This window comes from Planctobacterium sp. AWH2_060 (assembly GCF_056158425.1).
The window spans coordinates 290297-304294 of sequence record NZ_JBSWTG010000001.1 but is presented as its reverse complement, the minus strand read 5'-3'; the positions used below and the strand labels follow the sequence as shown (position 1 = coordinate 304294).

Annotated in this window: 7 protein-coding genes; 1 reads left to right on the top strand and 6 read right to left on the bottom strand. The window is 46.1% G+C overall.

Going from position 1 to position 13998, the window contains the following annotated elements; all coding sequences use genetic code 11:
• Positions 1 to 487: 487 nt before the first annotated feature.
• Positions 488 to 1933 (bottom strand): alpha/beta hydrolase, encoded by a 1446-nt coding sequence (locus ACXAD8_RS01260; RefSeq protein ID WP_475224150.1) that lies wholly within the window; start codon positions 1931 to 1933, stop codon positions 488 to 490.
• Positions 1934 to 2184: 251 nt separating this feature from the next.
• Between ACXAD8_RS01260 and ACXAD8_RS01255 the strand changes: the two genes are divergently transcribed.
• Positions 2185 to 3642 carry a LytR/AlgR family response regulator transcription factor gene (locus ACXAD8_RS01255; protein WP_475224148.1) on the top strand — a complete coding sequence of 486 codons (1458 nt, stop codon included), beginning with the start codon at positions 2185 to 2187 and terminating at the stop codon, positions 3640 to 3642.
• Here the strand turns inward: ACXAD8_RS01255 and ACXAD8_RS01250 are convergent.
• The 5 genes from ACXAD8_RS01250 to ACXAD8_RS01230 all read right to left on the bottom strand — a co-directional run bounded on the left by ACXAD8_RS01250 (position 3619) and on the right by ACXAD8_RS01230 (position 13963).
• The gene (locus tag ACXAD8_RS01250; protein ID WP_475224146.1) at positions 3619 to 4254 is read right to left on the bottom strand and encodes a DUF922 domain-containing protein; all 636 of its coding nucleotides are present in this window, start codon (positions 4252 to 4254) and stop codon (positions 3619 to 3621) included. The genes ACXAD8_RS01255 and ACXAD8_RS01250 overlap by 24 nt on opposite strands.
• A gap of 3 nt (positions 4255 to 4257) precedes the next feature.
• The gene (gene recD, locus ACXAD8_RS01245) at positions 4258 to 6183 is read right to left on the bottom strand and encodes an exodeoxyribonuclease V subunit alpha (RefSeq protein WP_475224144.1); all 1926 of its coding nucleotides are present in this window, start codon (positions 6181 to 6183) and stop codon (positions 4258 to 4260) included.
• Positions 6176 to 9772 carry an exodeoxyribonuclease V subunit beta gene (gene recB / locus ACXAD8_RS01240; protein WP_475224143.1) on the bottom strand — a complete coding sequence of 1199 codons (3597 nt, stop codon included), beginning with the start codon at positions 9770 to 9772 and terminating at the stop codon, positions 6176 to 6178. Before recB ends, recD begins: the two co-directional genes overlap by 8 nt.
• Positions 9769 to 13194 (bottom strand): exodeoxyribonuclease V subunit gamma, encoded by a 3426-nt coding sequence (recC, locus tag ACXAD8_RS01235; RefSeq protein ID WP_475224141.1) that lies wholly within the window; start codon positions 13192 to 13194, stop codon positions 9769 to 9771. The genes recB and recC overlap by 4 nt, the downstream gene beginning before the upstream one ends.
• Before the next feature lie 79 nt (positions 13195 to 13273).
• The gene (locus ACXAD8_RS01230; RefSeq protein ID WP_475224139.1) at positions 13274 to 13963 is read right to left on the bottom strand and encodes a class I SAM-dependent methyltransferase; all 690 of its coding nucleotides are present in this window, start codon (positions 13961 to 13963) and stop codon (positions 13274 to 13276) included.
• Between the last annotated feature and the right edge of the window lie 35 nt (positions 13964 to 13998).

The window sequence follows — 13998 nt, the reverse complement described above, 5'->3', positions numbered from 1 at the left end:
TGAATTTATTCTTTTTATTCTGAACCCGCTTAGCATAGTGTTAAAACAGCAGAGAATAAACCCTGTTTCAGGGCAAATTACTCACATTTAAAGCGCCGGCACATAACCGGCTCTCACCTTGTGTTTGCATCATATGAGCGGCTAATTACTTCCGGAGAAATATTATTGTTTCTGCGGTTGTTAACTATGCGTGTCACCTTTAACTCTTATATATGTAGAAGGTTCGACTTGAGCTAAAACGGTTTAGTGAATGCCGATTTTGCAGGAGCAAAAATCGGCCAGTCGGACAACGGTGGTTGATTCAGTTTGCTTTGTCGAACTGAAGTTCGACCTACAGGCTTTTGTTTTCTCGCGCCATGGGCAAAAGGGGGTTATAGGGAAGCGCCCCTAAGAAAAATCTTATCAGAGCACTGCACTGTCCTTGTGTTGCAGACCGCCCTTAGTGTAGCTGGACTAAAATCGATCGGAAAATTGGTCATATTTACATTTACATCTCAAATTTAGGTAAAGGTAATTGGATATCTTGCTCAGATACAGGACTATTCCCAAGGAAGGAAATCATACGTTCAAGCACTTCGGGAGAGCTGGTATACAGGTTGTGACCAGCATTGACTACCTTTACCTGAGTAACCTGACTAAGACCACTAACGGCTTCTGTTTGCGATTCAGGATAAGTTCTGCCATCCAGAGTGCCGGTAAATAGTAAGGTAGGAATATCAGCTACAAGATCACTGCGAAATTCGGCCCCCAGATCCAATTGTGGATCCAGATTGTTTAGCGCTGGCATTGGGAAGTTAAGATATTTCCCTAACAATGCAGACTTAGCCTGATTGTTAATCATATCCAACTTTTTCGCGCTGACGCCTGAAGCAATATCCATTGCCAACGGCATTAGTCTGAAACTAATTGCCTCTTCTTTAAATATACCCATCTGCAAAGCTTGCAATAGCAGTTCCGGGTTGCCCTTATCCAGTGTATTGTAAATGTGGATCAAAAAAGTCAGATAACGGCCAGGGTCAGCGATCATTTTACTGGCCAGCATTTGCACGTGATAGCGCTGCAATAACATATTCACTGTGCCGCCATCTCTCTGAGGGATTTCCAACGGCATAGGCTCATGCTCAAGTTTTTGATGTACCCTTTGCATCACGGCGGGTAAATCCGAGATACTAGCAGCCAATGGTTGTTGATTAATGATCGCTTGAATGCGCTGAAAATAGGCATCAGTTTGTACTGGCAACTTCACAGTCTGGTCTAACCCTTCAGCGCTGGCCATAATCACTTTCTCAATATGCTCAGGAAAAAGCTTCATGGCACTCATTGCCAAATGGCTTCCGTAAGATATTCCCCACAGGACGATTTTGTCAGCATTTAAATGCTGCCTTAGCTGGTTAATATCCAGGGCATTTTGTACCGTGGTGTAACCATAGATATCAATTCCCTGTTTCTTCCAGCCAGAAAGGCACTCTATAGCTGCGGCACGATAACGACTTTCAATATCAGCATCAGAGAGTCGTTCCGTCAGACTCATATGCTGAGCTGAATAACAGGTTTCAGCTTGTTCCGACTGTCCTGTGCCACGCTGGTCCAAAGCAATTACATCGCCAAATTGTCTTAAAGCCATAAACAACGGATAGCGACGCCACTTTGCGGTACCAATGCCAGAGCCCCCCGGCCCACCAGCGAGATAAATTATTGGGTTGCCCTTTTCCTTTCCTGTAGCGGGAAAGCGCACATAATTAACCCTTATCTGACGGCTATCTGGATTATTACGGTTCTCCGGAACCATAATAAAGCCTTCAAATGCTGAGGTTACCTCACCTGCATCTGACTTAAACTCTATGTCTTTTTCGTTTGGAAATTGCGCAAAGGCACACTCAACTGAAAGCCCCAGCAACACTATCACAACTGTTATAAGATGGTTAATTCGCATATGATTACTCCTCTAAGGTTTTCGCTATTAGCGTTTTTCTGATGCGAAAAAACCAGCTGATTTCTCTGAGTCCTCAGTAAAAATAAGCTCTGCAAAGTAAACGGTAGGAATAAATCCACGAACGGTGATTGGTCAGTTAATAAATGAACGTTAGACAGTTAACCTATTTGATGCTTTTAGTTGCACTGGCTATTTGCAAATCCACAAAAGCATCAGGAAATGAGTTTATCACTCTCGCATATAGCAGTCCTGTGACCATATGCTCATTGCAAGAACCGCTTGCTACCATACCGGATTTTAAGAGCTCCAATTGCCGCCAGGCTAAACTCAGTGAAATAGATCCGCAAAACCAGGCCTTCTGGGTACAGATCCACTTTGATTTGCAGCTACCCCCTACTCGACTTAATGCTCCCCTTGGTCTTTTGATATCGGGTAAAGCAGCCAGTACTATTTATCTGAATGGCACACTTTTAGGCCACAATGGACGACCGGCAAAGGATAGTTCAGAGATACCTGGCAGCATGGATGCCATTTTTTATATTCCCGAGTCACTATTACAGCCCGCTGGAAACACCCTCACCATGCTGCTGTCAGGGCAACACAGCATCGTTACTTTGGACTATCCTATGCACATTATAGGTATTGGAAGCTGGAGCAAACTGACGCAACAGATCCAACCCTACACGGCTGGTGGGCTGGCTTTAATGGGTGCATTTGCCGTAGGAGCCCTTTACTTTTTAGTATTGAGCTTCGGTCACAATCCCTCTGTATTAAAGTCCAAATTTCATTATCCGCTCTTCGCCGCTATGTGTTTTCTGGCCATGGTGCAACTGGGGGCTGAAATGTCCAGAGGACTGATAAACTACCTTTACCCCTGGCAAGATATTCGATTGCTGATCATTACTATCTGCGCATTTTTGTTTGGCGTCATGCTACTTTGCTATAACTCGCTTAAAGTGGCACAAAAAGACGCCATACATTGGATTTACATAGGCAGCTTTGTCTCATTACTAGCGATACTGACAATTCAAAGTTTCGACGCCAGAGCGACGTTGGGAATATTAATCCCCGTGCTCATAAACCTTGTGCAAAACGCTTACTACTTTCTTAAAAATAAGAAGAGCAAACTAAGAAACGGTTTGTTTATTCACCTTGGCATTGCCACTATCATCTTTATTAGTTCCACCAGCTTTCACGAATTTCTGCACTTCTTAATCATAGCGCTGGTGTTACTGGTTATATTCGTCATGCAGGCTCGGGATTATCAAAAACAACAAAGCAGATTACTGGAAGAGCGCGCGCAAATCGCAAAGCTGGAGTTTCGACTGGCGCAACAATCTCAAATTCAAACGCCGGTCAAATTGGAGCTTACTTCAGCCGGTAAACTAGAGTTTGTTAATGTTGCAGACATCGCTTATTGCAAAGCTTCAGGTGATTATGTGGAATTGCACCTGAACAATCAGACTGAGAAACTATTTTCGGGTTCTTTAAAACAGTTATCCTCACTGCTACCAGATACCTTTTTGCGGGTGCACCGTTCATACATGGTAAATCTGGATGAAGTCTCGTCGCTGTTTACAGATAAAAATGCCGAAGGTCATCAGTACTTTTTGGCATTAAATGCCGGTCACAAAGTACCGGTAAGCCGACGCTTACTGCCATTTGTCAGAGACTCATTGAAGTTATCAGGGAACACCAGAGAGCTTTGAACTTTTCGCTGGAGCGCCTGTGATCACAGCCCCCTGAGTTTTACCGTGTTGTGTTTTCTCATCATATTGCTGGTTTAAGCTTTGATACTTGTCGATTATTGACTGAACTTTTTCATTAACGGCCACATACAATGCCTGACAATCAGCAAAAATATTAGGTTCCGCCAGATAAGCATCTACCGCCTTTGCCGCAGCAACACCCAATTCCTGATGTCCCAACTCGTGCTCTAACAAGGCTTCGTAAAATTGCTTAAACTGCTGCTGTATTTCTCTGTCTTGCAAATCCCCTTGCAGTTCCGGCAAGGTAATAACGATAGCCAACTCTACAATGCGATCATTGACGTAGCATCCACCGGATAAGCGACGAACACGATACAAGGGATTAATCTGCCACTGAGTTTCTCCGTACCAGTGTCGGTTGTTTTTTTGAATTGGCGTACTGGCTCGCATGGCGTCTTTCAGTGACTGCCCCGCTTGAGGTTTTACCGGGTAATGTTTAATTTCTTGAGTTTGTTTTATCTCGGCGTTAGCAGCGAAACAAACAAGCGCCAACAAGAAGATTGCGCCTGGTTTGCGAAACGCTCTTAGTTTATAAAAACCACCAAACAGCATTGTTTATCCTTGCTCCGATAAGGCTGAGGCTAGTCCCGATGAACGCATACAACGCTGTTGCACCGCATTACACACCGAGGTCTGATCCGCAAAGAGCACAAAACTCTTTTTAGCCCTGGTCACCCCGGTATACAACAACTCACGATTCACCCGGCCTTTTTCATCCCTTCTGGATTCAGGCAAACACATCAACACATGTTCAAACTCCGAGCCCTGACTCTTATGAGTCGTCATAGCATAAAGCGTCTCGTGGGCAGGCAACTGAGCCGGTAGCAGACTGCGATAACCCTGCTCTGAATCTGCAAACCAAACCCTTAGCAGATCGTCTGATTGCTGATTGTCACCACACATGACAATACCAATATCGCCATTAAACAAACGATTCTGATAATCATTGCTGCTAATCATTATTGGCCGTCCGGCATAGAACTCGTCATCCGAGGTTATTCTGCCGGCATTTAACAGCGCCTTTTGCACAAGAAAGTTAAGTGTTTGCACTCCCCACTTGCCTTTGCGCTGCACTGCCAACACCTGCCATTGAGCGAGCACCGCAAAAGCTTTGGCGACATCGCCGCTATCCACTGCATCATGTAATCGCTCAAAGTGAGGCAAAATAGCCCTAATAAAGTCTTCGTGAGTACCCGCAGGTTGCCAGTGAATGTCAGGTCGCGGAGAGTTCAGCGCCTGTATCGTGCCCTGAACGTCTCCGGCATTGATGGCGCTGGCCAGCGCACCAATGCCACTGTCGGCGTTAAAACGCCAACTTTTTTGCAAGTAGATAATGTTGTCTATGAATGGTGCTTGCTCCGATGCAGAGGACATAAATTGCGTATCCTGCAATGATGGCTGTCGGGTTAACGCACTTAACTGCTGTAATGCCTGCTTAGAAAAAGTATTGCGCCCGGCTTTCAGGCTACAGATATCCGAAAATACCGAGCCTACCTCAACTGAAGCCAACTGATGGCTGTCTCCTAATAAAATCAGGCGGCAATGTTGCGGTAATGCCTGTAATAACTTAGCCAACAGCGGCATATCGATCATGGATGCTTCATCTACCACTAATACATCCATATTGAGCTGTTGCTGACTATCATGTCTAAAAAACACGGAACCGGGGATCGGGCCCAGTAACCTGTGAATAGTGCTGCACTCCAGTGGAATATTAGTGTCCTGTGTGGGCAGCTTAGCGATAGCACCTGAAACGGATTCCGTTAACCGTGCCGCCGCTTTTCCGGTGGGTGCCACCATTTTAATGATTGGCTTTTTGCCTCCCTCACGACGACTTAACTCGCACAAAGACCACAGTATTCGCACCACAGTGGTGGTTTTACCGGTTCCGGGTCCCCCGGCGATTACCGCAACACTGCGCATACAGGCCAGCGCGACAGCGGTTTTCTGCCAATCCACGTCTTTCTCTGGGGACGAAGTATAAAGTTGCGCAAGACACTCAGCAATGGCACTTTCGCTGTAAGCGGTGGCTGAGAATGCCTGCAATCTCTCAACAATTTGATGTTCATAGTGCCAGTACCGGGAGAGATACAAACGGTTTTGCACCAGCTTGAACAGACCGGATTGCAGCAACTCCTGTTCACAAAACAGTTCCCGTATCACCTCTGGATCCGGGAAGCGGTGCACCGGCAGAAACGGTTGTTGCAATGCCGTTAGTTCCAGGCAGACATGTTGCTGCCCCAACTGCTCACTCAGCAATGCGGCTGTCATGGCTAAAAGCTCAGCCTTATTTTCCTGTGCTTGCGGTATTTGTGCCCCATAAACTTGCTGCACCACAAACAGTGCGAAACTACGGTCGATTTCCCGAATTTTTTGCAGCAATAACAAACTGTTAAGTTTTGCGACCAGGTCCCCCTCAACGGGCTGTTGTGGGTTCTGATGGCGCAAACTATAACGCGAGGGCTTCACAATGTTATTCATTATCCGCACCTCCTTCAAACAAGGCATCCATGGCAAGGATCAAGGATTTCGGTGGGGTTACCGTGAACACACCGTATCCAGGATGATGTTTACACATGCCACGCAAAAACAAATATTGTGCGCCTCCAATGTGTTGCTCGTAGTTGTAGTGAGTAATGCGGTTTTTCAAATAGCGATGCAAAGCCACTGAGTAAAGTACCGCCTGCAAATAATAATCATGGTGTAACATTACATTATGTAACTGTTCCGGCTGGTAATCTGCGAAAGATTCACCCAGAAAATTAGACTTATAATCGGCTACATAAAAACGCCCCTGATGCAGATAAATCAAATCCAGGTAGCCTTTTAACATGCCATTGAGATGATTTAGTTGATAATGACCGTGCATGTCAGGCAACCATGTCTGCAACAGTTCATTGAACTTTTTGACATCCACCTGATTTAACGGAAAATAAAACTCCATTTCGGCCAATTGTTGCTGGGCGGGAAGTTGCCATAACGTCAGGGAGTTAGCCCCTTCAAATAATGGACTTTGTAACGCTTCCACCAGCCAGTCTCTGACATCAGGAATATCTGACTCGGCGATGCTATAATTCTCAGCGTATGCCAAGCATTGAGTCTGAATGGTTTCTGGTTGGTCGAATAAACAATGTTCCAGTACTTCATGCAAAAAGGAACCCGCCGATGCCCCTTTGGTGAAGCGAAAGCGCATGGGTAATTCCGTTTCGAATGGCTGGTTGTCTTGTTCAGCTTCAAGAACCTCAGGCAAATCATCGGCTTGAGGTGACGCTTCATCAGCGGTTTTCAATTCTTCTTCCACAGCAATTGATGCGCTTTCTGTCTGTCGTGTACGGGAAATAGCACTATAGCTGGTTAACAACCAGTTTTGTTTTATCCCCTTTTGCAGTTGCTTGAATGACAGTGGCATTGGCTGATGTTGGGCGGATTCAAATGGCAGTATCTCGTCGATTTGGGCGTTTTCCACTAGCGCAATTCTGACGCTCTGAGCGCTAAGCCGCTGCTGAAGTCTCGCGATAATTTGCTCAGCCAGCGATGACTGTTCAGCATCAAAGTCCAACAGGCGTCCCAATGCCGTCGATGCAAACCCAGAGGCATTACTTCGAGCAGAAAGAGGGTTATTCCAGACACCCAACCAACAGTGCAATTCTGCGCGGGTAACGGCCACGTAAAACAAGCGTATGTCTTCTGCCAGGCGTTCCTGTTGCTGCCTGATTTTCAGGGCTTCATCGGCTTCAATATTGTATTGCAGACCTTTTTCTTCATCGTGATAGAAAACACCGGCATAGTCTTTAAATCGACTGACAAACGGCATCATTACCACCGGATATTGCAATCCTTTGGAAGCGTGAATAGTACTGATCTGTACCAAATTCTGATCTGTATCCAGACGCCATTGAGTACCCTCAATGCCATCTGACGCCAGTAAATCCGGATTGGCAATTCGTTCCTCAAACCACAATATCAGCGGTGATTTGCCTTCAATTCGACCACTTTGAAATTGCAAAATCTCATTGAGATGGCGTAAATCCGTTACACAGCGATGATGTTCCGGGTTATGAGCCATGATGCGTTTATACAGGCCAAACGCCTGAAACACATACTCCAGAGCGGCCATGACACCCTGCCAGCACCAGATTTCATAGGCACGATTAAACCTTTGAAGTACGGTTTGCCATTGCGGCACATTTTGATTTAGCGTTTGTAATTCTTCGTGCTGATAGGCAAACAAACCGTCCAGCAAAGCCGCTTTAATTGCTGTTTCTGACTTGTATCCAACAATGGCTTTTAGCAGCAGTAATAAACTGTAAGCGACCGGACTTTTTAACACCGAATCTTTACGCAAGAATACGCTGTCTATTTGACGTTGGCGCAACGCCTGTTGTATCAATTCTGCTTCGAACCTGTCCCGCACCAATACACAAACATCAGAGGCATTTAAGGCCACTCCGTCGATGTGCATCAGTTTCAGGTAAGTACTGATTTGATTGGCGCACACCTGTGCCATGCTGACAGAGCTTTGGCCCCATTTTAATGGTGCAGGCGCGCCTTTTTTATCTACTGCGTCTGGTAACACACAAGCTTGCAGCGCTGCAACATGCTCCGAACCTAACTGCATTGATTTAGCGCTCTTTCCCGCATCCACGGCATAAAAGGGCATGTCGGCGTGCATAAAGCCGGTTTGGCTTTGACTAAATAATTGATTGACCGCTGATACCAAGTCAGGATGCGAGCGCCAATTCACCGATAAAGTGTAACGGGAATGCTCTGGCACAAAATGTCTGGCAGATAGATAAGTGTGAATGTCTCCGCCGCGAAAGCTGTAAATTGCCTGTTTTGGATCTCCGATCATCACCAATGCACGCTGCTGTTCATTCTTTTGTTCAAACAACAATTTAAAGATGGCAAATTGGGTTTCATCGGTATCCTGAAATTCGTCCACCAGCGCTACAGGGTATTTATCCTGCAACAATGCCTTAAGGCTTTGTGCTGACGACATAGATTCAGAAGAAAGCGCTGAATACAATCGGGCTAACAGGTCATCCGGGCTTAACTCCGCATTTTGCAGCTTCTGGGCTTGCAGGTGTTGTCGAACAAACAATAAGGCATCCCAGAAAAAGTATTGTTGTCTTGCACTGGTTAGTTTTGCTTCCAGCTCGGCCAAATCTTCAAAGCGTTGAAATGGCCCCAGATCGATTTCCGCTGAAGATTTTTTCCTTGCTTTTTCGACTTTTTCAGGTGACAGCGTCAGCCAACCATCGTTCCCCAATTCGGGTAAGCCGATATCCCCAGCGGCAAACGCTGCCATGCTGGCTAAAAAGTCTGGTTTGGCAATTTTCGCTCTGGCATTGAGGTCGGCTTCAGCCAGGACCGTTGACATCTGGTTTTCATGCCACCATTTCTTGAGTTCCTGCAAAGCCTCATCATAGCGCTTTTGCAGGGTTTGCCATTGCTGCAACAATTGTTCAGGTTGTTGTTCCCCTATATCCCGAAACAAAACGGGTCTAACCTGCTGGATTAGATTTTCCGGCTTAGGACACTGTTTTATGTACCAACGCAGCGTACCTTCCGGCAAATCCGCCACTCGAATGCGCCAATAATCGCTGGTGGCCTTTTTAAGCAATGGACTGTCATCCAACGATAAGGTTTCCTGCCAGGCCGCCCCGCTCTCAAAGGCGTGCTCGCTTAATACTCGCTGACAAAATCCATGAATGGTGAAAACACTGGCCAGGTCCATTTCCTGTGACGCAATTAACAAGCGTTGTTGTGCTTGCGCTTTATCCTGAACCTCAGTAATTAAGGTTTGGATAAAATCATCGTCACTGCGACCTACCACGAAATCACGCCACGCCAGTCGAATTCGTGCCAGAATGCGATCCTTCAATTCTGCGGTTGCAGCGTTGGTAAAGGTTAATATCAGAATTTGCGCGACGCTTAGAGCCTGGCATTGATGTCCTAATATCAAGCGCAAATACAGGTTACTAATAGTGTAGGTTTTTCCGGTACCGGCACTGGCTTCAATGAGAGCATTCTGATGCAACGGAAAGGTCAATATATCCAGCTTTTTCATTGCCATTGCTCCCTGGCCAAAATAGTCTGAAACACTTCATCAGCCAACTGTGTAAACTCAAACCAACAGTCATTCAGATCAGGAAACACCCTTTCGTTGTGGGGATCAGAAGCTTCACCTGATTGAAATTGATTGCCCAGGTAAACGGATTGGGTTTTCATTTCATCCTGAGTTTCCGCCCACTGCAAAGCAGTTCTTGGAAAAAATGGTAAACAATGGAACTGCCCCAGCATAAAAATAGAGACAAGTTTTTCAAGGGCTCGCTGTGCTTCATCAACAGTCAGCGCTTCAAAATACAGGGTTTTATCCAAAGACAGAAACCAACCTTTAGTGCGCTGTTCAGCACTGGCGCAATAGAGACACCATGCCATCCAGCATCCTAAGCGGTCGTTAGCACTGAGTTTTCCGGGCCGATACATGATCATGTCACCGTTGGGAGCCAGTTGCATAGACCCCTGCAGATCTACACTCAGGTCGTTAATGATAACCTGACAATGCACCCATCGGGATTTAAGTTGTACTTCAGACTGGCCGGTGACACTTTCTAACCGGGATTTCAATAGTTGCGTCCGATGCGAAAGTTCATGTTGTTCCAGTATTTTCAGGTTACCAATGGGGAGTTGCCCCTGTCGTTCCAGTGATGACATCACCGCAGACTCCGACGAGCCTTGCAACAAGTGTTGCGTAGCCTGATAGCGAGCCAGGCTATCCAGGAATAGGGGTTCATCGTCATTAACCCATTCCTGTAATACCGGAAACTGTGTTTTCCAAGCACTTTTAAACCAGGCTCGGACCGGGTTGCGGTAAAACTGTTGCAACAGCGACAGGTCCAGCTCCTGATTAGCCGTGATAATTGCGTGGCTTTCTGGCAGTCCATTGAACCAGGCAATCAGGGAATTCACGTCCCCATCTCGTTGTCGGTAAAAGCCTATCGGCAAAGCCGGTTGCTGCAATGTACTGGCAACGTCAAACATGGTTTGGTCGTAAGATTCGGGGTTATCAGCTCTAAAGTAGCTTTGATCCCAGGGTTGTAACGGGTGCGTTTTGAAAAGCTGTTCTCTGACCCCTTGTTCAGCGACTTCTATGCTATCTTGCTGGTTCTCAGAAAGACAAGCCGACTGCTGACAATAGGCCAATAACTCAGACACCAGAATAGAAGGCTCTTTCACCTCATTACTCTTATCATCTCGTCCCTGATAGCTGAGATACAACTTGTTGCGTGCAGACAGCAAGGCCTCCAGAAACAGGTAACGGTCATCAAGACGACGTGAACGATCCCCTTTGCGGTGCTTAGAACGACTAACCAGGTCAAAACTAATGGGCGTGGTTTGGCGGGGATACTCAGGTTCATTGAGTCCCAGAATACAGACGTGTTTAAAAGGAATACTGCGCATCGGCATCAGAGTACAGAAATTTAATCTACCCGCCAGAAACCGTTGTCCAACCCCCGACTCACTGAGCGCATCATTAAGCATTTCAACAAATACTCCCTGACTCACCAGGCCATTATAGTGCTTACCCTGCACCTTGAGTTTAGCCACCGTCTCTTTTAATTTTTGCAGACGATACTCGTTATCTGCATCCACCAGATAAAAACAATCCAGTACCGACAACGCTTCGCTCACCTTTTCTTGTAAGCTATGGGAAGAACGACAAAATTCTGTTAAAGCTCTTAAGTCTTCAATAAAAGCCAGCAATTTTCCCAGAGACTCGGTCAGTTGCCCTTCGACTTCACCAAAGGGGAGAACATCGTTAACAAGGTTATCATCACCACCATACGCATATCCCGCCAGCAGTCGCTGCAATCCAAATACCCAGGTATTTTGTGACTCTTCGGGTAAATGCCAATGGCTTTTTTCCATACCGGACCAGCCCCAGCGGATTCCAGCCTGGTAACACCAGCGATGCATAGCTTGTATATCATCCTGTTCGATATCATATCGGGCGGCAATTTCTGGCACTTTAAACAGCTCAAATACTTCGCTCAAGGTCATTCGGGCATGTTCCAGCGACATAAGACGCACAAAACTTTCCACCAGGCTGTCCTCTTCTGCCTGACTGCGGTCGGAGATTGCAAAGGGCAAACCGCCTTCCTGAGCTTGCTCCTGACTGACAAGGGGTCTGGAAAATACCGCTTCGATGAGCGGCGCATAAACCGCCACGTCCGGCATCATGACAATAATATCGCTGAGAGCTTCCACTTCTCCGTCATCAAACCACTTGCATATCTGATCTCTGAGTACTTCTAACTCCCGTAGCCTGGAGTGAGTAGCGTGGATTTCAATGGAGTTGTCAGCAGGGTCCAGTAGCATTTTCGCATACTTACCGGTGTTTTTTAGTAAGTCCTTCACTGGCAGCGGCTGTCGGCTGCCCCGAAAGCTCAGCTGAAAAACTTCTTTTTGAACCCAACCTAAAAGATGAGCTTGTTCTGGCGACTGAAACAAATCTTCCTGTTGCGGCTCAAGATCGGTAAGTAATGATAAAAAGTCTCTGCCTGGCTTGCCCCAGGAAGCTAATAATGGATTACCGACATCCAACAGTGCCAGGGCTTCCTGCTGACGTTGCTGTTGTTTTTCGTCTGGCTGGTCAAACAGGGACAACTGCTGTTTTTGAAAATAGCTGCTATCAATAACATCAGCCCAATAATGTTCTGAAGGATTAAACCAAAAAATGTAAACCTCTCGGGTGTCGCTCAAAGCCTGTAAGATTTCTAACTGTTGTACCGGCATCGAAGAAATACCGAACACATACAAAGCCTTATCGCTGTGCTCACAATTATTGCCCAACCGCTCCAACAAAGCACCATGCATGTTCGCTCTGTGCCAGGGTGATTCCCCTGCCTCTTGGGTAAACTGACAAATTGCCCGCCACAATATGGGCTGCCATGACTGTTCGCCTACATCGACATCCGGTAGCTTATCCTGCCCGTTTTCCCATACTTGAATCCATTCAGGTCGGTACATCAGATACTGATCATATACGTCAGCGATTTTGGCACTTAAATGATAAGCCTTGGGATGCTCAGCTAAGTGGCTTTCGCCAATGTCGCCCAGATAGCGTTTTACGCTGGAAAACTCGGGCTGTTCCAGAAATTGCGGTAATAACGTGAGTATCTTCCAGGTTAAGAATTGCTTATTGAAGGCTGATTCGTCAGGCAAATCATCAATACTGGCTTGATAGAGTTTCCAGATAAAGCTGGAAGGTAACGGGAATTCGATATTCGCTGCAATATTCAGTGTATTGGCAATATTGATTTTCAGCCATTGCGACATACCCGGACTTTGCACCAGAATGGTATCCGGCTGTAATAATGCCACCAGGTCTGATTCTGCGCCCTTCTCATCAAAGGTTTGTAGTGCCAATTTTTGTAAAAGGCTGGCCAGCAGCAATTCCATTTTATTCGACTGGATCAGGTGTAACATTGTTTCTTTTTTTTCTGATTTATTATTGTTCTCAAGCTTAACACAGCTTGGCCTTGAACCCGGTAACTTAAGTTGCAACTCAATCCGCTGCTATGAGAAATACCACATCCTTATCAACCACCTGTAATCGCATTCCCAGTTGTTCTGCAATCCATTGAAATGTGGCTTCTGAATAAAAGCAAATATGGGTGGGATCATTTTTGTAATGCCAGGTGGAAAACGCCTTTTTATCCAGCACGCGTTTAGTCATGATGGCCAAAAAACCAGGGGGGTTCAGCAACGATTTTAACTGCGCGAATAACGCTGAAGGTGCTGCTATGTGTTCCAACACTTCGGTCATGGCGATAAAGTCATATTGTCGCTGCAATCGCTCCGGATAGTGGTGGTAATACAAATCGTAATTTTCTACCTGTAACCCCTGCTCCCTGGCCATCTGACTGAAAAAGGCCCCTTCCCCACATCCAAAATCCAGTCCCTTTAGCGTTGTCGTTGAGCACTGGTCATTCTGATAATGCTCAACAATGGGATTAAGTGTGCGATTTAAGAAACGGCGATAACCGTCATCTAACCGGGTATTGTCATGTTTATCGTACTCCGCCTTCTCCTGCTCCGGACTTAAAAAGAATTCAGGCAGGACAAACACCAGTTGGCAATTATGGCACTGCCAATAATCTCGCTGTTTATCTTGCCAATAAAATTCAGTATGCGAAGAGTGACACAATGGGCAGGAATTCTGTGGTTGCAATTCAGTTTGTTCAGTGGTGCTCATAATTGCTGTTAGATTTTGACGATGAATCTACGCCC